Source organism: Pseudohalioglobus sediminis, from assembly GCF_008370495.1.
Classification (GTDB): Bacteria; Pseudomonadota; Gammaproteobacteria; order Pseudomonadales; family Halieaceae; genus Halioglobus.
The window spans coordinates 555,058-576,341 of sequence record NZ_VTUX01000002.1 but is presented as its reverse complement, the minus strand read 5'-3'; the positions used below and the strand labels follow the sequence as shown (position 1 = coordinate 576,341).

Annotated in this window: 20 protein-coding genes and 1 other RNA gene; 10 read left to right on the top strand and 11 right to left on the bottom strand. The window is 59.4% G+C overall.

Annotation, left to right across the window (positions count from 1 at the left end):
• Positions 1-287 precede the first annotated feature (287 nt).
• From F0M18_RS06600 to F0M18_RS06565, 8 genes are all read right to left on the bottom strand, one after another.
• On the bottom strand, positions 288-1,016 hold the full coding sequence (locus F0M18_RS06600) for an esterase/lipase family protein (RefSeq protein WP_188109622.1): 729 nt from the start codon (positions 1,014-1,016) through the stop codon (positions 288-290).
• A gap of 277 nt (positions 1,017-1,293) precedes the next feature.
• Entirely contained in the window at positions 1,294-2,775 is a 1,482-nt protein-coding gene (locus F0M18_RS06595; protein ID WP_188109621.1) for a heparin lyase I family protein, read from the bottom strand.
• A gap of 679 nt (positions 2,776-3,454) precedes the next feature.
• A complete protein-coding gene (locus F0M18_RS06590; RefSeq protein WP_149610604.1) occupies positions 3,455-4,501 on the bottom strand; it encodes a GNAT family N-acetyltransferase in 1,047 nt (348 codons plus the stop codon).
• Positions 4,502-4,540: 39 nt separating this feature from the next.
• Entirely contained in the window at positions 4,541-6,013 is a 1,473-nt protein-coding gene (locus tag F0M18_RS06585) for a class I adenylate-forming enzyme family protein (RefSeq protein WP_149610603.1), read from the bottom strand.
• Between the two features lie 90 nt (positions 6,014-6,103).
• Positions 6,104-6,358: an acyl carrier protein gene (locus F0M18_RS06580; RefSeq protein ID WP_149610602.1), complete on the bottom strand. Its 255-nt coding sequence runs from the start codon at positions 6,356-6,358 to the stop codon at positions 6,104-6,106.
• Positions 6,359-6,508: 150 nt separating this feature from the next.
• Positions 6,509-7,426 carry a hypothetical protein gene (locus F0M18_RS06575; RefSeq protein ID WP_149610601.1) on the bottom strand — a complete coding sequence of 306 codons (918 nt, stop codon included), beginning with the start codon at positions 7,424-7,426 and terminating at the stop codon, positions 6,509-6,511.
• A gap of 195 nt (positions 7,427-7,621) precedes the next feature.
• Positions 7,622-8,599, bottom strand: a complete 978-nt coding sequence (locus F0M18_RS06570; RefSeq protein ID WP_149610600.1) for an esterase/lipase family protein — start codon at positions 8,597-8,599, stop codon at positions 7,622-7,624.
• Between the two features lie 71 nt (positions 8,600-8,670).
• A complete protein-coding gene (locus F0M18_RS06565) occupies positions 8,671-9,006 on the bottom strand; it encodes a VanZ family protein (protein WP_188109620.1) in 336 nt (111 codons plus the stop codon).
• 385 nt (positions 9,007-9,391) lie between these two features.
• On the opposite strand from F0M18_RS06565, the gene F0M18_RS20090 reads away from it, so the two are divergent.
• Positions 9,392-9,514: a hypothetical protein gene (locus F0M18_RS20090; protein ID WP_262500856.1), complete on the top strand. Its 123-nt coding sequence runs from the start codon at positions 9,392-9,394 to the stop codon at positions 9,512-9,514.
• A 120-nt stretch (positions 9,515-9,634) separates the two neighbouring features.
• Here the strand turns inward: F0M18_RS20090 and F0M18_RS06560 are convergent, their stop codons facing one another.
• From F0M18_RS06560 to F0M18_RS06550, 3 genes are read right to left on the bottom strand one after another with little or no spacing between them, the layout of a single operon-like run.
• A complete protein-coding gene (locus tag F0M18_RS06560; protein WP_149610598.1) occupies positions 9,635-10,243 on the bottom strand; it encodes a TetR/AcrR family transcriptional regulator in 609 nt (202 codons plus the stop codon).
• The gene (locus F0M18_RS06555; RefSeq protein WP_149610597.1) at positions 10,240-13,353 is read right to left on the bottom strand and encodes an efflux RND transporter permease subunit; all 3,114 of its coding nucleotides are present in this window, start codon (positions 13,351-13,353) and stop codon (positions 10,240-10,242) included. Before F0M18_RS06555 ends, F0M18_RS06560 begins: the two co-directional genes overlap by 4 nt.
• Entirely contained in the window at positions 13,354-14,481 is a 1,128-nt protein-coding gene (locus tag F0M18_RS06550) for an efflux RND transporter periplasmic adaptor subunit (RefSeq protein WP_149610596.1), read from the bottom strand. It abuts the gene before it with no gap.
• 153 nt (positions 14,482-14,634) lie between these two features.
• On the opposite strand from F0M18_RS06550, the gene ffs reads away from it, so the two are divergent.
• The 9 genes from ffs to F0M18_RS06505 all read left to right on the top strand — a co-directional run bounded on the left by ffs (position 14,635) and on the right by F0M18_RS06505 (position 21,259).
• Positions 14,635-14,731, top strand: an RNA gene (ffs, locus tag F0M18_RS06545) — signal recognition particle sRNA small type.
• Positions 14,732-14,840: 109 nt separating this feature from the next.
• The gene (gene dnaX, locus F0M18_RS06540; protein ID WP_149610595.1) at positions 14,841-16,583 is read left to right on the top strand and encodes a DNA polymerase III subunit gamma/tau; all 1,743 of its coding nucleotides are present in this window, start codon (positions 14,841-14,843) and stop codon (positions 16,581-16,583) included.
• Positions 16,584-16,596: 13 nt separating this feature from the next.
• Entirely contained in the window at positions 16,597-16,917 is a 321-nt protein-coding gene (locus tag F0M18_RS06535; protein ID WP_149610594.1) for a YbaB/EbfC family nucleoid-associated protein, read from the top strand.
• Between the two features lie 15 nt (positions 16,918-16,932).
• Entirely contained in the window at positions 16,933-17,532 is a 600-nt protein-coding gene (recR, locus tag F0M18_RS06530) for a recombination mediator RecR (protein ID WP_149610593.1), read from the top strand.
• A 3-nt stretch (positions 17,533-17,535) separates the two neighbouring features.
• On the top strand, positions 17,536-18,654 hold the full coding sequence (gene rnd / locus F0M18_RS06525) for a ribonuclease D (protein WP_149610592.1): 1,119 nt from the start codon (positions 17,536-17,538) through the stop codon (positions 18,652-18,654).
• Positions 18,651-18,938, top strand: a complete 288-nt coding sequence (locus F0M18_RS06520; RefSeq protein ID WP_262500855.1) for a YcgL domain-containing protein — start codon at positions 18,651-18,653, stop codon at positions 18,936-18,938. Before rnd ends, F0M18_RS06520 begins: the two co-directional genes overlap by 4 nt.
• Positions 18,931-19,368, top strand: a complete 438-nt coding sequence (locus F0M18_RS06515; protein WP_149610591.1) for a YcgN family cysteine cluster protein — start codon at positions 18,931-18,933, stop codon at positions 19,366-19,368. Before F0M18_RS06520 ends, F0M18_RS06515 begins: the two co-directional genes overlap by 8 nt.
• Before the next feature lie 10 nt (positions 19,369-19,378).
• Positions 19,379-19,792, top strand: a complete 414-nt coding sequence (locus F0M18_RS06510; protein ID WP_149610590.1) for a hypothetical protein — start codon at positions 19,379-19,381, stop codon at positions 19,790-19,792.
• Positions 19,793-21,259 (top strand): VWA domain-containing protein, encoded by a 1,467-nt coding sequence (locus F0M18_RS06505; protein ID WP_149610589.1) that lies wholly within the window; start codon positions 19,793-19,795, stop codon positions 21,257-21,259. It begins immediately after the preceding gene.
• Positions 21,260-21,284 lie beyond the last annotated feature (25 nt).

The window sequence follows — 21,284 nt, the reverse complement described above, 5'->3', positions numbered from 1 at the left end:
TTGTAGCCCGTAGGGCGGGATATACCAAACTCTCGGCATAGGGCCGCCATCTTCTCTCCTTCGAGCAGCCTGGCGACAAATCTGAGGCGTTCATCCATCGGTTTACACTCTTTCCACGGCATCTGGAGGCCTCCTCCAAATACCTAAATGTGTAAACCATGTCTCCGGTATATTCTGTAAGCTATGTGTCAGGAACTACATCATCTTTACGTTTCCGCTTCAAGCTTGCATCAAGGACCCTCTGCAAGGGCGTGCCTGTTGCTGCGCAGTGAGCGAGGCGTGCCGGTCTAGATGTTCACCCTGGCCAGCTGTTGTGCTACCAGCGTCCAGACGCTCGGATCAAGCCCCATCGACAGGTGGGTCGACTCCACTTCATAGTGCACCACCTGCAAACTGCTGCGATCTATGCACGCGGGCCACGATACAACACCGTCGCGGCGAGAGAAAATCACGGTCAGTGGGACTGATATCGGTGATGCTGCGTCCAATTCGGTGATTTTCGCCGAGATGCGCCGGCACTCATCCTTACCGTAGCTGGAGGCTGCAGGCGTAAACGTAGGGCCCCCGATTACCGGCGTTCCATAGGTGATGACCTGACTCACGGCCTCAGGGCACTCCCTGGCGACCTCGCGTGCGATCACACCTCCCAGGCTCCAGCCGATCAGTGCCAGCGGCTTACCCAGTTCTTGCGACAGGTTGTGAACGCTTGCCACCAGGCGCTCGCTGTCGCGCTCGGGGTCGCCACGATTGACTCCCAGTCCCCAGTGGCGCGCATCGCAGCCGCGTCGCCGCAGGAAAAATCGCAGTGGCCCCATGCTCGCTTCCGGTGCTTTCCAGCCGGGAATCAATATCGCGGCTGTTCCGGAAATGTCAGGTTGCCGGCGTAGCTCCGATCCTGAAAACACGAGCCGGACCACATCACGATAGCCGCGGGCCTCGCCCAGAAGCTGCCGAGGCCTGGGCCGGGTCGGATCAGGTGCGCTGGGCGGAGCGTCGAATTTGATGATTCTTTCCATATCCAGATCTCCGGTAGACATGTCTGTTTACGCGGAGAACCGGGTTGCGGATCCATTGTCATGCCTGCAGTTCGCAAGTGACCGGGTGCGTAAGATTGGAAAAACGAGGACGGAGCAGCTGTCTGGACTTTGGAGCCAGGTAAGCTATCGATCACATCCCGCATAGAGTCGACAGCACTGGTGATGTTCGGATCGAGGCATCATCGAGGATGACGTAACAGTGGAACAATGAAATGGAGGGTGCAGGCGGTTTGGCGTGGCAGGCGCTCGGCCAATATCACCGGGCTAGTTCGGGCGCCACATCTTCGTAACGAGCATCTGGACCAGAAGCAATGCGCAGAGCATCATGATAGACAGACTTTGAAGCGGGGGTAGGATAGTCTTTCAGAAGTCCAATAGCGAGAAAGGGGCCTTCTTCGTCCTTCTCAATATTGCGGCCGTTGCGTCGGGCCACCAGGGTGCCATCCTTCCACACTTCGATGATTCCAGAAGGCTTGAAAGAGGGCTTGTAGTGGATTACGAAGTCTGTCCAGCGCCCCATGCTCTCGTAGATGCTGTTAAGGATCCATTCCTTTTGATTACCTCCCCAATTGCTGCGCAGCGTCCAGTCCCCGGTGCCGGTGAGAATCTCCAATGCGGCGTAATGATTCTCTCCCGGATCAGGGGTTCTGAGTATTTCCAGTAGCACTTCCCTTTTACCAGGTACTACCCATCTCTCCGGAAGGAATATACTGAATCCTATCCAGTAACTCTGCTCAAAGGCCATGAGCCTGGACTGCCGGCCCTTGAAAATGGCCTGGGTACGCTTGCTGTTGTCGCTGGCCTCGCTAACGGTCGATCGCATTGCTGCGCCGCCCCAGCGACTGACGTCTTCACTAAAGACCGGGCAGTTGCCCAGACAATCCATAAAGAACGAAACCGGGACATCGCCCGGATCAGGGCCGTCACCGGAGGGCGCAACGTCCTCGTAGCCGGCATCAGGGCCGGAGGCTATTCGCAGCGCATCGTGATAAACGGTCTTCGGGGGATTACCCTCTGTCTGGTCGTAAAGGCCAGTGTACAGCCCGAGAGTAAAATACGGGCCATCCGTGTCCTTATAGGCATTGGGCCCCTCGCGTGATGCAACCAACTCACCGTTCTTCCAAACCCGAAGCACGCCGCTGGAGTTGTAGGATGGTTTATAGTGAATTACAAAATCAGTCCAGCGATTGATATCTTCGTAGACGCTGTTGAGCACCCAATCATTCTTGATACCGCCCAGAGCTCTGTTGGTGATTTTCCAATTCCCGCTGCCTGTGTATATCGCGAAGGGCGGAGAGCGCTGGCGTTCGCCCTCGTCAACCGAGGCGTGAATCTGGGCGAGAATTTCAAATTTGCCGTAGTGTTTCCAATTGTTGGGCAGATAAATGCTGAACCCTATCCAGTAGTCCCGCTCCCACTCCATCAACCGTTCCTTGCGATTGGAGAAAATGGCCTCTGTGCGACGTTTGTTGGATCTTCCTTCGCCAAGGTAGGAACGCATGGCATATTTGCCCGAGCGCGCGGGTATCTTGTCTGTAACCTCGGGGCAGTTGCCGTGGCAACGAAATGCGTCTAGCCCGCCCGTTTCGAAATCGTAAAAGCCGTCGATGCTGGCTGTGGCTGGTAGTGGGTTAAGCACCAGTAAAAGAAGAATGGCAGCGAGTTTCAGCACTGTAACGACCATGCGCGATCGCCGGACGAATCTCTGCCTAAAGAAAATTTCTTTGCTTTTGGTCATCTGCCGACTCAAACCTCTGACTCTCCGCCGGGAACGCATAAAAATTGAATGTGCAACCACCATCATTGCACGGCTCAATAATTGCACTGCTCAATCCTTGCCTCAACTATAGACCATTTCTCCTTCGCACCGCTACCGCACCCCGGGTCCTGCCGATAACCTCAAGCCCTGATTTCAGGCTCTAACTGACATTTACGCTTTGCAGCCATATCTGGTCCTATTGTGTACGGCGATGTCGTTGGCACGATATTCGGCTATGCGCGCGGGTTACCTCTCCGGCCGGCTGAAACGGGCCTGCGGGCGTTCTCGGCTTTGGAGAGGTTTGCTTGTGTGCGATAACTCTCTAATTTCGACGTCTCTATCGAGGACGCGGTGTGGGTGGTTTTTCAGTGCGAAAATCAGAGTCAGTGGGACGAAATCGGTTATGCTGCGTCCAACTCTTTTGCTTTTGCCGAGATGCGCTGGCACTCATCTTCGCCGTAGCTGGCGGTGGCAGAGGTGAACGTAGGAGCTCCAACCACCGGCGTGCCATAGGTGCTGGCGTGGCTCACGGCCCCAGAGCACTCCCCGGCGACGTCGCTTGCGATTACACCTACCCGGCTCCAGCCAATCAGTGCAGTTGGTTTATTGGCCCGCCTTGCTTATCTCAGATATGTCTATTGTTCGGGTGTGCGGTTGGTCAGTGCGGATAAGGTTGCAGCGCGTCGTCAGCGCGGAAGCGCGACAGTAGGCTTGGGCCCGAAGGTGCGTCCAGGACTGGCGACCACCATAATGTCTGGAGGGCTTTGCGCCTGATAAAATGAGAGCTTTGCAGTGCATCTGCCAAGGTCGGACAACTCGTCCTGCACTTGACGCTACTGGCGCCTGAAGCAGCCAGCATGGAGATAGATTCATCTATCATCCAGCGATAAATTTCGACCGAGACCTGTGCGCTCTGTAAGTGCACAATCGTGCCCTCGACCGGTTCGTTCTGTCCGTTAAGACGATTAAGGGTCACGCCAATTACCTGGTTGTCAACGAGAAACTCAAGCACCTTGAACTGCCCCAATTCTTCAGGTGCTGCTAACAGCCACGCAATATCCTCTGCGTTGATGAGAGACGCCAGCTGGTATTGATCGCCCGGTGGCGTCGTGCTGGAGAGTTGTGTGCCGTTCCTGGATATGCGAGCAATCCCATCTACTGCGGATTTGTGGCGCGAGTCACCCCATCTATGCGGATGAGTGAAGTGTTTGGCCAGGCGCATGCCCGTCCTCCTGCCCGGTATGCGATAGCGTTTAAAGAGCCCGTCTACCAGGGCAGCGCCGGTAAGGGGTAACGTATAATCTATAGCTGGCTGGGGCAATGGTTTGAACCCCAGTCTTGGCAACAAGGCTTGTGTAGCGTTCGAGCCGCCGATTGAAATGATTGGCTCAGGCTTCTTCATCATTATGCGGGCAGGTTTGAGGCCCACTCCGCGATAGTCGGGACGGCTGAACCAGTCGCAAAGCTCACGCACTTTCACTACATCGCCGTCGATAAGGTAATCGCGCACAAAGGAATCGATCATTGCGACGCAGCGTCCTTCGTCCATGACCAGCACTGTATCCCCGTTCTGGCGCAGCAGAAAGCGCCAGCGTAGCATGCGCTCGGCAAACTCAGGCCCCCACTCACGATGCCAGGCTTCCAATACCAATTCGATTACTGCAGGCAGCGTATCTTCCGAGAGGGGTTGAATGGTTATCGACATCTTCCTGGGTGCTGTTGTCTCGAGAGCTCTGCGAGCAGTCTACCCTGCTGGTGGCTCTTGCACAGCACTTCTTTGCACCTTGCCAAGCGCCGTTCGTGGCAATTTGTCTCGAAATTCAATGATACGTGGTATTTTAAAGTCGGCGATTTTTCCTTTGCACCATGCCTTTAAATCGTCCTCCGTAAGCCCCGCTTCACATACGACTATTGCCTTCACGAACTCCTGGCCGTGCGCGCTCTCAGTTCCTACCACGAGACTTTCGCTGACACCGGTATGCTTTTGCAGAATGCTCTCTACTTCACTCGGATTCACCTTATTACCACCGACGTTGATGAACAGTGACTCGCGGCCGGTCACAAAGAGATTGCCTTCTGCGTCCAGGCGGCCAAGGTCTCCGGTGTAGAATCCACCGTCTGCTGACCGCTGCTGATCTGCTTCAGTGGGTATACCTTGCGTTTCTGCCGTGGTGGCACTGTAAATAACCACGTCACCCACTTCACCGGTCGCAGCAGGCTGGCCGTCATGCCTGATGATCTTTATGGTTACATTCTTCACGGATTTGCCAACCGAGGCCCAGAGATCACCCTCCGTGGACTCGAGATTGATTGCAGCGGGTCCGGTTTCTGTGGACCCGTAGTGTTGACGAACGGGAACATGAAATTTGTCCTGAAAGGCCTCAAAAGTGTTCCTGTCCAGGGGCGCGCCGGCCGAATACACCAACCGCAGGTCCGGAAAATGCATTTCGCCAAGTGACGGTGATTCCGCGAGAACACTGAACATAAACGGCACACCGGGGAATACGGTAATGCGCTTTTCGATAAGTGTATCCATTACCCTTCTGCGATTGAAGTTCTCAAGGGTATAAAGCGTCGCACCCGCGCAAATTGCTGCCATGAGGCAGTTGCCGAAGCCGTAGGAATGTGACATCGGCACTACCGCAAGCACGCGGTCATCCTGGGATAGACTAAGAGTCTGGGCGTACTGTGAGGCCTCCTGCGCCAGTGCCGACTGTTTGCGCACTATTTTTTTGGGCTCGCCTGTTGTGCCCGAAGAGTACTGAAAAAGGAAATCGCCGGTGAAGTGGTCGCTGGCAGAATCCCCGCTCCCGACGGTGTTTTCGTTTTTCAAAGGGTCGACAATGATACGGCACCTGGAATTTATCGCGTGGATGGTATGCCGGTGTTTGGCGGCAATTGTCGCGCCAGTGATCACGGTTTCCGCAGCGCTATTGTTCAGGTAGTGCTCCAGTTCAGTTTCCTGGAAGGAGGGGTTGAGTGGAATAGCAATGCAACCCAGCTTAGCGCAGGCGAAGACTGCCACTGCGAACTCAGGGCCATTAGGCAGGATTACCACAATTGGGTCGCCTGCCTGCAACTGTTGCTCTTCAAGGCGCACTGCGAAAGCATCTACTGTATGGAGTAGCTGGCGGTAAGTCGTCGTTTCTGCTAGGGATACAATCGCGGGCTGATTCGGCAGGCGACTGGCCGATGCGGCAAGCATGGAGTATAGCAAGCGCTGTTACCTCAATTTATAAAGTACGATAGGGTCGCCGGAGCCCAGACCAGTGAGCACAACTGCTGAGTGCTTTAAGCAATATCCAGGTTAACGACTCTGGTCGGCCCTGGTTGATGTTATGAAATTTGCGATACTGCGAACAGACCTGAAGATTTGCAGTACATCCAGTTCGGCTTCGTCTACCTCGATGCCGTATGTTCTTTCCAGCCCAATCGTGACTTCCAAAATCGCCAGAGAATCCAGGTGAAGATCCTGCTCATACTGCTGCGGGGTCACGTCTATTTTGGTTTGAACCCTGATCAATTCAGCGACGGTACTCTCGATATTTTGGAAATCCTGCATCAGTTTGGCGCTTAGCCTAAAGGGCGTCGGTATGCTTGAGGTTAACTTGGCGATGGAGGCCCTGTCCAACCCGAATGGCGACGCGCTTTTGTGGTAGCTGTATAATCATCTGTTCTCTTCTCAATTGCCTTACACCGACCGCTGTCGTGTTCAGGGAAAGAATACAAACTCCAGGACATTGACTTGAGCGGAGGGGTGAAATTCTTGCTGCACCGCCAGCTTGGTGTTGTGCGAGCCATCGCCGGGATTCACGGATATACACTCCCCATAGGGTGTAACCAGGCCGGAACAATCCTGTTGACCCAGCTGGTGTACTGCCTCCAGCAGTGCATAGTCCTCTACCTCGACCGAAAGGTGGCAGATCGGGAAGGGTGGCGTCACCAGACGGTTTTTTTCTCGGTGCAGCGCAGCCAATCGGCGCTCCATGTGCTTTGCATGCTGCGCAGAATGGCCATCTCGTTCCCCGGGGAAGAATAATTCAATGTAAACCGGCTCGCTGCTGGCGCTCTCCCGGAACGATGATGCCGCAATCGTCACGGCGCTGACTTGGGGGTCCTCCCGTCTGATTGCTTCTACTACTTGCACGGAGGGGAATACACGATCTCCACGCACCGTATTCATTGCGCCGGCATTTGAAGCTGTGCAATACCCAAGTGCGTCGCAGGCGCGGTGAAAGGCTTCGAGCAGCGGGTCTACCGGGCAGAGCATTTCCCGCCCGACATGGTTGAGGCGATAGCCCAGGTTTACCAGTGTATCGGCTAAATGATGGGGGATAATTGCAGCGAGAATCTCGGGCGGGTCATGTTCAACGAGTGCTGCAATTGCATGGGCCATACGGTACAGGTCAGATCTCACAGCCTCTGCGGCCAGATCAGCCCGTATGCCCCGCAATGCCAGTGTTCGCAAGACCATCGGGTCAGATAGCAACGCGCTTTGCGAAGCGTTGACGGCCGCAAGGAGGTGTCGGGATGGTTGAATACCGAGCCAGTCGTTACTCTGGCAACCCACGGTTTTTGGGGAGCGTGAATTCAGTAGCCAAGCCGCTGGCTTTTGCTCTGCGTCCAGCATCCTGTAAAGCCCCCTGTTTTTGCAATTGCGAGAAAGTCGCAACATCTTTGCTAACTAATATTAGCTAATATCAGTTCATTTCGGGCTCGCACGTCAATTGAGTAACAGATTCATTAGTAAAAGTATGATGTGCATCACAAAATTGGAGCCAGTTGGCTTGCCACGTGATTACCTGACAGTGTGATTACCCGGTTCTCATCCCGCTCGCGGGGTGAACTGCGCGATACATTCCAGCGCCTGCAAGATGGCGTAACGGGGTGCTGCGTGTTCATCGCGGGAGTTGACGTAGACCTTGTCGAAGTAGCTGGAGGTGAGATTGCGGTAGCGATATTGTCTCCCACCCAGCCGCCATGCGCCGTCGGTGGCGATGCGGTCGAGATAGGCGGTTGAATGGAAGGGCATATAGGTAGAGGTCAGGCCCGAGGCCGTGACGTATGACGCTACAGGGTAGTACTTGTTGTGCAGGGCGAGGTCTTCCCAGGACACTTCCCAGGCCGTGGTGCCGTCACTGAGGCTGACCGCGCAGGTGTTCATCGGGCCATTCACCTGTTCGCGAAACCATTGGCTGCGTTCTACCCGTCGCAGCCAGCCATAATGCTCTTTGTAGGCGGGGTCTCCGTTGTGCATCTGGTGTGCCGCCGGGTAGTCGATCGCCAGCGCAGCCAGGTCCTGGGCCCAGTTGCTCAGGTACACGCCCCAGTGGGGTGAGTCGATGGAAACGTAGGTGTCGACACCCAGACTGCTTGCCTCCTGCACGAACATGGTGCGGGCGACTATGCCGCCCATCGAGCCTGCCATAACCGCAAGGTGATAATCCTCGGGTGCCTGTGAATCGAGGTATTCGACAAAGCGGGCGAGGTTGTCGGCGTTGTCTTTCAGGTCGATAGCTCCGTCTACATAGTCAAAGTAGATGACGTCCCAGCCAAACAGGCTCATGAAGAAAACCAGTTCGGCATAGTCTCCCTGCAGGGCATCCAGCGGCATCGAGTCATTGCGCGTGTCAAAGCCGGGCACAATCAGCAGGACATGTCGCAACGAGTGGTTGACCTCCCATGCAGACAGGTACCCGGGGTGACCGTTGATCTCATACTGGTCGTAGAGAATGGTTTCGGCGCGAGTGCCGCTTGCGAGCAGCAACAGCAAGCCTGCCAGGGTGTGCTTTATCATGGGCATGTCTCACTCCTCAAAAGGCTGGCTCCTTACGCTGTTGGCAGCCGCAGTGCCAGCTAAAAAATGCCCCTGTATCAGCGCTTTGCGGTTCGTGGCCCTCTGGCCAGGTAAACCAGGGTTGCGGCCGCTGCTACGCCAGCGAGGTTTGCCAGCAGGTCAAGTCCTGAACCCTGCCGGCCAGGCACCAGGGTTTGCGCCAACTCGATAAGTGCGCCCAGTGCGGCAATGGCCAAACAGTGCACGAGATAGCTGCGGTCAGTTGGCGCTACCCGGTATGCCAGCAATCCGAGCATGCCGTAGGTCAGGAAATGTGCCAGCTTATCCCACGGCGCATGCGCGTTTACCGGCCCCAGCGACACGCCAATGAGGCCAAGGCAGACGGCGATGTAAAGGGCAGGTCGGTGGTTCAAGGTGCGTCTCGGGATAGCGGGCTCGGAAGAATGGCGAATGGTTGCACTGCGCGCGATCAGTATCAAGTGTTGTTGGCGGGGTTGCTTAGCATTTGGCACCCATTTATGCGCGGTACAGGGCAATAGTCGTCGGTCAAGGGCGCAGACTGGCATTGTTTGTCCTGAATCAAGCTTTTGCCCCGTAATAGTCTGTATTCGTCACACGATATTGCCCGCTGTTTTGCCATTACATAGTATCCGCGGCGCGTCCCCGGATGCGGCGTCGGATTGTCGCCTCGTGTCATGCTGTTGGCGCGGGTGGCCATGCGGTGTCGGGCGGAAAAGCCCTAGTATTTACAGCGTTCCATAGTCGCTGACCCATTTAATGACTCCTCAGGAGAGCCTTATGAAGAAGTTCCTACCGTTTGTCTTTATCGCGTTGATGGCCGGATTGATCGGCGCCAAGTTTGCCGTTGCTGCAGAAGCGCCCACACAGGCACCTGTAGCGCAGGTAGCAGCGCAGCAGTAAGCGCTCTTCTGCTCGCGAGGGCCCTTCGGGGCCCTTTTTTGTGCCCAAAAACAGCACCGGAGGCTGCCCGGGTATGTCGGCGGCGGCCGGGCGCGGCGCCCGTGGGCGCCCGAAAAAAGATTAGCGAGTCGCTTCAACGCCGTCGAGGAACGCGCCGGCACTGCTGCTCAATAGCGCCTGTGCGTCGGCATCGGGTATGTAGGAGTCCAGTTGGCCATTCATCTTCAGCACCGACAGCCCGTGGGCCATGGACCATAGCTTGACGGCCAGTTCCAGCGGGTCGCAGTCATTCAACTCGCGCTGCCGGCACCAGTCGCCCACAGCGCCGACAAAACTCAGGAAGCCAGGGCGTTGCTCAACATCCCTGCGCCCCTGGGAGGCCTCGCCGCCCTGATTCCAGATCAGGTTGTAGAACGCGGGCCGCTCGGAGAGGTAGCGCACGTAGCAGTGGCCCAATGCCAGCACCGATTCGCGTGAACCGCTCGGGTAGGCATCACGCGTGCTCTGCACGGCCTCGGCAAGGCCAATGAAATACAGCTCGGCGACAGCGCTCAACAGGGCCTTGCGGTCGGCGAAATGGCGGTAGGGCGCGGCTGCGCTGACCCCGGCCAGTTTGGCGGCTTCCGACATGGAGAAGTCGGAGGAGCCGCTCTCTTGAATGAGTTTTACCGCGGCGATGATCAGCGCGTTGCGCAGGTCTCCGTGGTGGTAGCTGTTGCAGTTGCTCATGCGGACGCCCTCCGCGCGCGGGCCAGCCACGAGGCGGGGCTGCCAGCGCGATTCACCAGCAGGAACATGGGCGGCACCAGGAAGAAAGAAATAATGGTCGACAGCAGCACACCGCCGGCGATAGCCATGGCAAAGGGCGGCCAGAACTCGCTGCCCTCCAGGACCAGAGGCAGGAACCCGCCGAAGGTCGTGACGGTGGTCGACACGATGTGCCGGCTTGAATCCATCACCACGCTGCGGATTGCATGCAAGCCGCCCTGCATGGCGCCGGGGCTGGCCTGCAATGCCGTCATGATAATGATGGCTGCATTGATGGAAACACCCACAGAGCCGATCACGCCTACCAGCGACATGATGCCGAAGGGGTACTGGAACAGGGCCAGCGCCAGCAGCGACAGCCCCATGGAGCAGATGCATACCAGTAAAGCCACTGCCGAGAGCCGCCAGGAGTTGAAGGTCAGCACGATAGTGGCCAACAGGGCCGACATGATAAGCCCCATAGGCGCCATGATATTGTCGACCACGTCGGCGCGTGCATCCGAGTCGCCGCCATAGGCGAAGCGGTACCCCGGGGGCAGTTCGATGGGGTTCGCCTCCAGGTCAGCCTGCAACAACTTCAGCACTTCCTGGGGCAATACCCCCCGGGTGATGAAACCCTGCACGGCATTGATACGCACACCGTCCAGGCGGCTGATCGGGCTCTGTGATGGCTCCAGTGCCGGCGCGCCCAGCGCGTTGAGCGGCAGGCCCGCGGCGGCGCCCGAAGACGTCGGCAGCGGCAGGCGGATATCGGCGATCTGGTCTGCGGTACCCCAGTCCGCCTCTTTCAGGCGCACCCGCACAGGCAGTCGTTCTGTGCCCTCAAGCACTTCGCCGCCGAGGCGACCGCGCAGGGCGTCATTGAGCGCTGTCGCCGCGTCGACCAGTTGCAGGTTGGCCAGGCGCAATCGCTCTTCGTCCAGATGAAACACGACCTTGGGTGCACCACCGACCAGACTGGTCGTGGTGTGGATGACATGGGGCAGCTTGTCTATTCTCTGGCGCAGCTGCTCTCCCAGTTCCTGCAACACGGTCAGGTTGGGTCCGTAGATCTCGATCTCCAGCGGTGCAGACACCGGCGGCCCCTGGTAAATGCCCTGGACCACGATCCGCGCCTGCGGGAACGCGATGTCCAGTTCCGTTTGCAGGCTGCGTATGAGTTCGTCAGTCTGGTTTTCGTCACGGGTCATGACCAGTGCCTCGGCCCAGGATGGTATGCCTTCCTTATTGCGATACATATTGTAAAAGAAGGGTGGCGCGCTCTCGCCCAGGGTCCAGTCCACGCGCCTGATCAGCGGGTCACTGCGCAGTCGCTGATCCAGTCGGGTGACCAGCTCCAGTGTGTCGTAGATGGAGCGTCCGTCGGCCAGCTTGACCTGGATATACATCTGGTCGCGGTCGGTGCCGGGGAAAAATTGCGCCGTCAGTGTCGGGAAGGCGAGGTAACCACTCAGCGGCAGGCTCAGGGACAAGGCAATTGCCGCCACCGGATGCTGCAGGCTCCAGTCCATCGCTCGCGCCAGCGCCTTACCTGCCCTGCCACTGTCAATACCGCCGACGTACCAGTGCCGGCTGGCTTCGGGCGTTCTCGGCAGCAGCCATGCCGCCAGTACGGGGGTCAGCACCAGTGCCAGCAGGGTTGAGGTGAGCAGCATGACGATGACCGATATGGCCACCGCACCGATAAAGTCCCCGGCGACACCTGGCAGGATCGCCATGGGCATAAAAGCGAGAATTGTGGTGACAGCGGAAGAGAGCAGGGGGATGCGCAGTCGCTGCACCGACCCGGCGATGGCTTCGTAGGGCCCCTGGCCCTCAAGCAGGCGCTTGCGAATCTCGTCGGTCATGACGATCGAACCGTCCACGAGCAGACCCAGCGCCACGATCAAGCCTGCTATCGACATCTGGTGCAGGGCCATGCCGGTGCGTTCCATGATGACCAGCGAAATCAGCCCGCACAGTGGCAGGATGATGGCCACTACCACGGCGGCCCGCCACCCCAGCGTAAACAGCAGCACCAGCAGGACCAGGAATACACCGATGCCGAGATTGTTGCTCACGTCAACGAGCCTGCTCTTTGCATACTCGCTCTGGTCGAAAGTCTGTTCGATCAGCACGCTTGCGGGCGCGCCAGCCGTGAACGTGTCCAGCATGCGGCCGAAGTCAGCGGACCAGCGATCGACCTGGTTGCCATCTTCCATCAGTACGCCAACCAGTATCCCGGGCTCGCCCTGGACCAGGACCATGGCAGGCGGCGGTGTGGTAGCAGCTTTATACACCGTGGCGATATCGGAAATGCGCGTTGCGCTGCCGTTGGCGGCAGTGCTGACTATAACTTCCCGGATGCGGGTCAGGGAGTCGAAGTCGCCAGACAGCTCTATCAGCATGTCCATACCTTCACCGGTGGCGCGCCCGGAGGCTGTTTTGGCGTCGGCGGCGTCGAGTGCGCTGGCCACCTGCTGCAGGCTCAATCCTCGCGACAGCAGGGCGCTCTCATCGATTTCAACGCGAATCTCCTCAAGGGGCTCACCGAAAACTTCGGCGAGCTTGGTGTTATTGAGATTGCGCGCTTCGTCGGCCAAATCCTGAGCCAGCCTGCCCAGGATCGACAGGGGAATATCAGCCCCGTCGCGGCCGGACAGGGCCACGATCGTGGTGAAGGAATTCAGGCGGTCATTGTCGAAAGAGGGGGCGCTGGCGCCCGGGGGAAATCGCGTTGCGGCGTCGGCCATGGCGTCGCGGATTTCCGACCAGACCCGGTCCAGGTCACCCTTGGGCAGGGTGTCATCGAGGCGGATGTTTAGAAATGACACGCCAGTGCTGGACGTGGAGGAGAGTTCGTCCAGCTCCGAGAGCTTGCGCAACTCGTCCTCCAGGGGCTTGGTCACCAGCGCCTCAACACGGTCGGGCGTCGCCCCTGGATAGAAGGTGGTGATGGTGCCGACAAAATTGGTAAGCGAAGGTTCTTCCTGGCGCGGGATGTTGGCGAAGCTGTTAATCCCTACGGCCAGAACGCAGATGATAAGCAGTGCGAAGTACCGCGGGTGGTGGTAGATAAACTGGGCGAGCATCTAGTTGCCTCCCGGTGTGATCGGTGTTCCGGGGCTGATGCGATGCACGCCACTGGCCACCACACGGCTGCGATCAGGCAGTGAGCCGATGACGTAGGCGCGGTTGCCCTGTGTTTCCAGTACCTCGACGGCCTCGCGCACGGTTACCGTGGCGCCTTCCTGCTCGGCCAGTCGCAGCACGGTCCATAACCCGCGGTTGCCCTCCAGCAGCGCTGACAAGGGCAGCCAGCCACCCTTGCTGGGGATATCCTCCTGCAGGGTCAGGGTGACCGGTTCACCGTCCACGGCGTCTACTGCGTCAGGTACGGCAAACACGGCGGTCATGACCCGGGTCACGGGGTCGACATCGGGGCGCAGGCTGAGTAGTTCACTGGCAAGTGACTGGCCGCGCAAGGCCAGGCTGTATTGGTCACCGGGCTTCATTGCCGCAGCCCGGTGAACAGCGACACCAATATGTGCTTCCCGGCCCCCGGTTTCGATGAAATGCACCACGGGGGTGCCCGGGTTTACCACCGCTCCTTCGTGTACGAAGCGATCGGCGATGACGCCGGTGTAGGGTGCCCGCAGCACCGCCTTGTCCAGCTTGATCTCGATACTCTGCAAGTTAGCGGAGACTGCCTCTACCCTGGATTTAAGTGATTCAGCGCGCAAGCGGGTTTCGTCGTAAGCCTCTCGCGAGACGGCCCCGGTTTCGCGCAACTCGCCCTGGCGCCGGGCCTTGAGGTTGGCCAGTTCCAGTTCGGAGCGCGCCTGCTGTAATTCGGCTCGGGTGGCGCGCGCGCTCGCCTGCAGCGAGGCGTCATCCAGTCGGGCAATGACTTCGCCCTGTGCGATCGGGCTACCCTCTCGCCAGGGCAGGGTGGCGACGGTACCTGCGGTTTCAAAACCCAGGGTGGCCTGGCGTCCGGCAGTGACCAGTCCGAGATAGGAGACATCGCGCTGGTAGCTATCCTGGATGACGTACTCGACGGTCTCCACGGTGAGCGGTTGCCGTGGTTGCGGCTTCTCGCCCAGGGCGAAGCGGGCGTGCAGGCCGAAAGTGACCCCGACCACGATCAGCACGGCGCAGCCGGTACCGACAAGGCCGCCGTAGCGACTTTTCGTCGCCTGGCTATGGTGTTGCTGCATGGCAGCCTCCCGTGAATGTTAATGCAATTAACATGCATGTTAATCCTATTAACATCTACGTCAAGCGTCGTGATCCCGGATCACTTGCAGGGCGACCCTGATTGACGCACAATACGCGCCCTCTGCAGGTAGCTGCGGATTCTGTGGTGGCCCAGGCGGTCCCCTCGCAACGATAGGTAGCGAACCCGGTCAGGCCTGGAAGGGAGCAGCCGTAGTTATCGACTCGTGTGCCGGGGTGTGGCTGTCTGGGTCATCTCCACCGACGCGATTGCCCATGCTCATTGACGCCCTGCAGGTTCCTGTCGTTTCCGCTGTGGTGTATCCTTTCATCCCTCACGATCAGTAAGGCAACTCCGGGCATGTCCTACCAGGTACTCGCACGCAAATGGCGGCCAAAAAGCTTCAGGGAAATGGTTGGCCAGGAGCATGTGCTGCAGGCTTTGATCAATGCCCTGGACCATGACCGCCTGCATCATGCCTACCTGTTCACCGGTACCCGCGGGGTCGGCAAGACCACCATTGCACGCATCCTTGCCAAGTGCCTGAATTGTGAGCAGGGCGTTAGTTCGGAGCCCTGCGGTGAGTGTGGCTCCTGCCTCGAGATCGCCGAGGGGCGCAGCGTTGACCTGCTGGAAGTGGACGCGGCCTCACGCACCAAGGTCGAGGATACCCGCGAGTTGCTGGAGAATGTCCAGTATGCGCCCACCCGTTCGCGTTATAAGGTGTACCTCATAGACGAGGTGCACATGCTCTCCACCAGCAGTTTCAATGCCCTGCTGAAAACACTTGAAGAGCCGCCGCCCCATGTCAAGTTCCTGCTGGCCACCACGGACCCGCAGAAACTGCCGGCCACGGTGCTATCGCGCTGTCTGCAGTTCAATCTCAAGAATATGCCGCCCGACCAGATAGTCGGGCACCTCGCCAATGTCCTGGAACAGGAAATGGTCAGCTTCGAGGAGCCGGCACTGTGGCTGCTCGGGCGCGCCGCGGCGGGCAGTATGCGCGATGCGCTCAGTCTCACCGACCAGGGCATCGCCTTCGGCTCCGGCAAGCTCACCGAGACAGACGTGCGCAGCATGCTGGGCAGTGTTGACCTGAGCTTTGTCTACCAGCTCCTGGAGGCGGTGGCGGGCGGCGACCCGGCAGCGGTGCTCGAAGTCGTCGCGCGCATGGCCGAGCACGCGCCCGATTTTGAAGGCAGCTGCGACGAACTGATTTCGCTGACCCACCGGGTGGCGGTAGCGCAGGCGGTGCCGGATGCGATAGACAACAGCTGGGGGGATGCCGAGCGCGTGGCGGCACTGGCGCGTGCCATCTCGGCAGAGGATGCCCAGCTGTTCTACCAGATTGCCATCAACGGCAAGCGCGATATGCAGCTTGCACCCGACCCGCGCAGCGGATTCGAAATGCTGTTATTGCGTATGGTTGCATTCCGTCCGGCGGCGGTGATCGATGACTCCATCGATGCGCAGTCGCTGCAGGAAGTGGCGATGAATGCAAGCGCTGACAGCACCGCCGGGGAGGTCGGTGACAGCGTAAAAAAGTCACCTGAACCGCGGCCGGCGGCACCACCGCCGGCGCCGGTTGTCGAGGTGAAGCCCGTGGTGGCGGAAGTCTCCGCTGCACCTCCGATCGAGAGCGAGCCAGCGCGGCCAGCGCCCGGCGTGGCGGCAGGCAACAACAATAGCAAGGCGACTGCAGCAGCGCTGGCGCAGCCCACGGTGGAGAACTGGCCGCAGCTGCTGGAGCAATTGGGTCTGCTGGGTATGGTGCAGAACATCGCGGCGAATATGGCCCTTACGCGGGTGGAGGGCGATCACCTGGAGTTTGTGCTCGACAGCGCCAACGCCTCACTGTTCAATGACAGCCATCGCGACAAGATTCGGCTGGCACTGCAGAACTACTTCGAGCGTGAACTGTCTGTTGACATAAGCACCGGGCAACCACCCGGCGAGACGCCGGCGATGCGCCAGGCGCGTGCTGCGCGTGAACGCCAGTTGCAGGCCGTGGCGGAAATAGAGAGCGATCAGCGACTACAGGCGCTGATCTCACGATTTGACGGGCAACTGGATCGAGATTCCATTGCGCCGCTGGATTCCTGAGGAAAAATAGCACATGAAGAACCTTTCAGACCTGATGCAACAGGCGCAGAAAATGCAAACGGAAATGCAGAAGGCACAGGAAGATCTGGCCAACGCCGAAATACGCGGCGAGTCCGGTGCCGGGCTGGTGTCGGTGATTATGACTGGCCGGCACGATGTAAAGCGCGTCACTATCGATCCCGCAGTGATGAGTGAAGACAAGGAAGTGCTGGAGGACCTGCTGGCGGCTGCGGTAAACGATGCAGTGCGCAAGGTCGAGGCCCACAATAAAGAAGCGATGTCCGGCCTGGCCGCGGGTCTGGACCTGCCCGGTGGCCTCAAGATGCCGTTCTAGGCGCGGCAGATCCAGATGAAATTCAGCCCAGCTTTGCAGGAGTTGATGGAAGCCCTGCGTTGCCTGCCCGGTGTCGGTCCGAAGTCAGCACAGCGGATGACCCTGCACTTGCTGGAGCGCGATCGCGAAGGCGCCACACTGCTGGCGCAGGCACTGCAGTCGGCGGTGGACAAGGTTGATCATTGCACGCGGTGTCGCAATTTCACTGAGCTTGAAGTGTGTGAGATTTGCTCGGACACGCGTAGAGAAGCGTCCGTTATCTGCGTCGTGGAAACCCCTGCGGACGTGCTTGCTGTAGAGCAGAGCGGCAGTTACCGGGGGCTTTATTTCGTGCTCATGGGTCATCTCTCCCCCATAGATGGTATCGGTCCCGAGGAACTCGGCCTGGACAAGTTCCAGCGTCGCGTGGTGGAGGAGGGCGTCGAGGAAGTGATTCTCGCTACCAATCCGACTGTGGAGGGTGAGGCCACCGCCTACTACCTTTCCGACGCGTTGCAGAATGAAGGCGTTAGGGTGTCGCGCATCGCGCACGGGGTTCCGCTGGGTGGTGAACTGGAGTACGTCGATGGCAGTACCCTGGCCCATGCATTTTCCGGCCGCAGGCCCGTGGAGTAGTTGATGGATTGGCAGCTGGTTGAAAACGACAGCGCGCTGGCAGAGCTTCTGGCCCGGGCGAAAGGTTGTAGCGCGGTAATGGTCGATACCGAGTTCATGCGTCGCAGTACGTTTTATCCGCAGGTGGCCCTGGTGCAGCTGTGTTTTGCCGAGGGTGATGCGGCGAATTGCGCCTGGCTCATCGACCCCCTGGCTATCGAGGATCCGGCTCCGCTGGCCGAGCTGTTGACGGACGTCAAGGTGGTCAAGGTCCTGCATTCCGCCAGTGAAGACCTGGAGGTTTTTCAGCGCTGGCTCGGTGTACTGCCGGTGCCGCTGTTTGATACCCAGAAAGCGGCGGCACTTGTCGGCCTGGACTTCGGCCTTGGTTACCGCGCCCTGGTGCACCAGCTCTGTGGCGAGGACCTGCCCAAGGGCGAAACCCGCTCCGACTGGCTGCAGCGGCCGTTAACCGAATCCCAGTGCCACTATGCCGCACAGGACGTGATCTGGCTCCTGGACGTTTACCGCCAGCTGGATCGGCGGCTGCGGGAACAGGGGCGCAGAGCCTGGGTGCTGGAAGATGGCGAGGCCGCCTGCACTGCACTGGCAACCACTTCCGATGGCTATTACAAGCGCATCAAGAGCGCATGGAAGCTGCAGCCACAACAGCTGGCGATATTGATCTCGCTGTGCGACTGGCGTGATGACATGGCGCGGCGCAAGGATAAGCCCCGTAGTTGGATACTGGATGACAAGGCCTGTCTGCAACTGGCCCAGCGTGCGCCCGCCAATATGGCGGAGATGCGTTCGCAGGTGGAATTGCACCCGGCCACGCTGCGGCGCTATGGGGAAGACCTGCTGGACGTGCTTGCCGAGGCCGCCCAGGCGGCGGACCACGGCGAGTTGGAGCGGTTGCCGGCGCCATTGACGGCGGCACAGCGCAACGCGGTGAAGAAACTCAAGCAGCATACCGAGCGCATTGCCAGTGACCTGGGTGTGGCGCCGCAGGCGCTGGTGTCCGGAAAGGATTTCGAAAGGCTGGTGCGCGGCACCGGACCCATTCCGGCATCCTGGTCGGGGTGGCGCAAGCAGGCGGTGATAGAGCATTTGCAGGCCACGCTAGAGGAGGGTCAGGCGTGAGTGCACCCGCGGAGGCAAGGCTGGTCGAGATCTTTCGCAGCTCGCGCAAAGAGGAAATGTACCTGTACGTGGACAAGCAAGAGGGCATCGATGACCTGCCGGAAACGCTGCTGAAACAATGCGGTGAACTGCAGAGTGTGATGACACTGCTTCTGCAGCCCTCGCGCAAGCTCGCGCGTGTGGACACAGCAGAAGTGTTGGCCGCCATTGCTGAGCAGGGTTTTTTCCTGCAAATGCCGCCCACACCGGAACAGCTCAGGCGCCGGGAGCAATGCCGTGGCTGAGTGGTGGCATGAACTGCCGCTGTCCGCGCTGGATGAGCAGCAGTGGGAGCTGCTGTGCGATGGCTGCGCCAAATGCTGCCTGCACAAATTACAGGATGAGGAAACCGACGAGGTATTCTACACGCAGGTGCGTTGTCGTTACCTCGATGAGGACACCTGCCGGTGCAGCGACTATCCACGCCGTTCGATCATGGTGCCCAACTGCATACGCCTGGAGCAGAATACGGTGGGTTCACTGGACTGGCTGCCCTCGACCTGTGCCTACCGCTTACGTGCGCGCGGTGAGCCGTTGCCGGCCTGGCATCACCTCGTTTCCGGTCGTACTGACTCGGTGCATGAAGCGGGCGTGTCCATTCGGGGCAGGTCGATTTCCGATGAGTTCGTGCACCCCGATGGTTATGATGAATACATCATCAGCTGGGTAGAATAGGAGTGATGCGGTGCTGAGTGATAGTTCCTACATGACAGCCATGTATGCCTACTGCGGCGCAGCGGCGCTGTTTGTGCTGTTCCTGGCCTGGTGGCTGGGGAGACGCTGGCCCAATGGCTGGACCGCCCTGGTGGTAGCGCTGGTTGCGGCGCTGATGCTGACACCGGCGTATCCGCGCGAGGGTGCGCAGACACTGGCGCCGGCATTGGTGGTGGCCGGTTTCCAGACCGCCACTGAGGGCGTTGAGGCGGCACAGCATGCCATCAGGCCGCTGCTGGTCACCTGCGCTGCCGCTGTCGTGCTGGCACTGCTGTTGCGCCTCACCCTGTTGCGGCCGCGCCAACGGCCGCGCCAAGAGCCTGATCAGGGTGACCGCCCGGATACCGAACCGGCGGTCAAGCCGGCTGCGGCGGAGCAGAGCTGAATGCGCCTGACCCGGTACCTGCTGGCGCTTTTCCTCGGCCTCGGTCTGTGCGCTGGGCCAGGCCTGGCTGATACACCAGGCGTGGGCCTGAAGCCGGACCTGCGACTGCTGGTGGATATATCCGGCAGCATGAAAACATCCGATCCCGACAACCTGCGTGAGCCGGCAATTGAGCTGATCGTGCGCTTGTTACCGGAAGGGTCAAAAGCTGGCATCTGGGTGTTCGGCGAGGATGTGCGTGAGTTGGTGCCTCACGGCGTGGTTGACAGCGCCTGGCGCGAGCGCGCGCGCGAGGCGGTACCGCAGATCGATAATTCAGGGCAACGCACCAATATTCCAGCAGCTATAACTGCAGCCACCTATGATCTCGAGCGCCTGGACCCGGGCTACCGTACCAGTATCGTCCTGCTGACAGATGGTAAGGTCGACGTCGCGGAATCACCCATGGTCAATGCGAGTTCGGCGCGCCGGCTGTTGTCAGCCACGGCGCCGAACCTGGGTGCGACCGGTATTGCCGTGCATACCATCGCGCTGTCGAATGAGGCGGACTGGCCATTCCTGCGCGCCCTGGCACGGTCTACCAGCGGCATCGCAGAAAAGGCCGAATCCCCCCAGGCACTCAGTAGCATCTTTGTGCAGGCGCTGGAGATGGTCGCACCCACAGCCAGGGTACCGCTGAGCGACAGCGGGTTCGCTATTGATGACAGCGTCAGTGAGTTCACCCTGCTGGTCTTTTTCGGTGGTGCGCGCAATCGCCTGGAGCTTGTTGACCCCGATGGCGCTCGCTACAGCGCCAACAGTAGCGACGTGGACTGGTACCAGAACCAACAGTTCGCCCTGGTCACTGTTGCCTCCCCGAGTGCCGGCAACTGGCGCGTAAAGGCGCCCGATAGCGCGAGCCTGCGGGTCAATGTCATCTCTGACCTCAAGCTGGACGTCGACCCGCTGCCCAATAGCCTGCCCGCCGGGCGCCAGACAGAACTGGGTCTGCGCCTTACCGAACAGGGCCAGGTACTGACCGACGCCGAGGTGCTCGCTGCGTTCGATCTGAGTGTGGTCATCACGGGGCCGGGCGGCAAGCAGTTGAGCATTCCTGTGAGCCGGGAATACGCGCTGCCTGCCGACGGTGAGTACCGTATTGTCATCCCCCCGTTTGATGCACCCGGACGCTACCAGGTAGTGGCGCAGCTGCAGGCGCAGAGTCTGCAGCGCGAGCTGCCTATGTACGTGGAGGTGGTGGCGCCACCCGAGCAGCCCACACTGGTTACCCGTGGGCAGGAACCCCCGGAAGATGACTTCCAGGCGCCCCTGCTATGGCTTGGCGGCGTGTTAGCGCTGCTGCTGCTGGCAATCTGGCTGCACCTGCGGCGCCGCAAACGGCGTAAGCTCGAAATCTGGGAGAAGCGGGCGCGGCAGTTGGCGAGCAATGACAGCGAACCACTCGAGGGTGTTTCCGCAGACCAGTAACAAGGTCGTGACAGTCTTGATTAGT

What these genes read in the sequence shown, in the direction of transcription:
- F0M18_RS06600 (WP_188109622.1), bottom strand. Translation starts at nt 1,016, where the DNA reads ATGGAAAGAATCATCAAATTCGACGCTCCGCCCAGCGCACCTGATCCG.
- F0M18_RS06595 (WP_188109621.1), bottom strand. Translation starts at nt 2,775, where the DNA reads ATGACCAAAAGCAAAGAAATTTTCTTTAGGCAGAGATTCGTCCGGCGA.
- F0M18_RS06590 (WP_149610604.1), bottom strand. Translation starts at nt 4,501, where the DNA reads ATGTCGATAACCATTCAACCCCTCTCGGAAGATACGCTGCCTGCAGTA.
- F0M18_RS06580 (WP_149610602.1), bottom strand. Translation starts at nt 6,358, where the DNA reads ATGCAGGATTTCCAAAATATCGAGAGTACCGTCGCTGAATTGATCAGG.
- F0M18_RS06575 (WP_149610601.1), bottom strand. Translation starts at nt 7,426, where the DNA reads ATGCTGGACGCAGAGCAAAAGCCAGCGGCTTGGCTACTGAATTCACGC.
- F0M18_RS06570 (WP_149610600.1), bottom strand. Translation starts at nt 8,599, where the DNA reads ATGCCCATGATAAAGCACACCCTGGCAGGCTTGCTGTTGCTGCTCGCA.
- F0M18_RS20090 (WP_262500856.1), top strand. Translation starts at nt 9,392, where the DNA reads ATGAAGAAGTTCCTACCGTTTGTCTTTATCGCGTTGATGGCCGGATTG.
- F0M18_RS06560 (WP_149610598.1), bottom strand. Translation starts at nt 10,243, where the DNA reads ATGAGCAACTGCAACAGCTACCACCACGGAGACCTGCGCAACGCGCTG.
- F0M18_RS06555 (WP_149610597.1), bottom strand. Translation starts at nt 13,353, where the DNA reads ATGCTCGCCCAGTTTATCTACCACCACCCGCGGTACTTCGCACTGCTT.
- F0M18_RS06550 (WP_149610596.1), bottom strand. Translation starts at nt 14,481, where the DNA reads ATGCAGCAACACCATAGCCAGGCGACGAAAAGTCGCTACGGCGGCCTT.
- dnaX (WP_149610595.1), top strand. Translation starts at nt 14,841, where the DNA reads ATGTCCTACCAGGTACTCGCACGCAAATGGCGGCCAAAAAGCTTCAGG.
- F0M18_RS06535 (WP_149610594.1), top strand. Translation starts at nt 16,597, where the DNA reads ATGAAGAACCTTTCAGACCTGATGCAACAGGCGCAGAAAATGCAAACG.
- recR (WP_149610593.1), top strand. Translation starts at nt 16,933, where the DNA reads ATGAAATTCAGCCCAGCTTTGCAGGAGTTGATGGAAGCCCTGCGTTGC.
- rnd (WP_149610592.1), top strand. Translation starts at nt 17,536, where the DNA reads ATGGATTGGCAGCTGGTTGAAAACGACAGCGCGCTGGCAGAGCTTCTG.
- F0M18_RS06505 (WP_149610589.1), top strand. Translation starts at nt 19,793, where the DNA reads ATGCGCCTGACCCGGTACCTGCTGGCGCTTTTCCTCGGCCTCGGTCTG.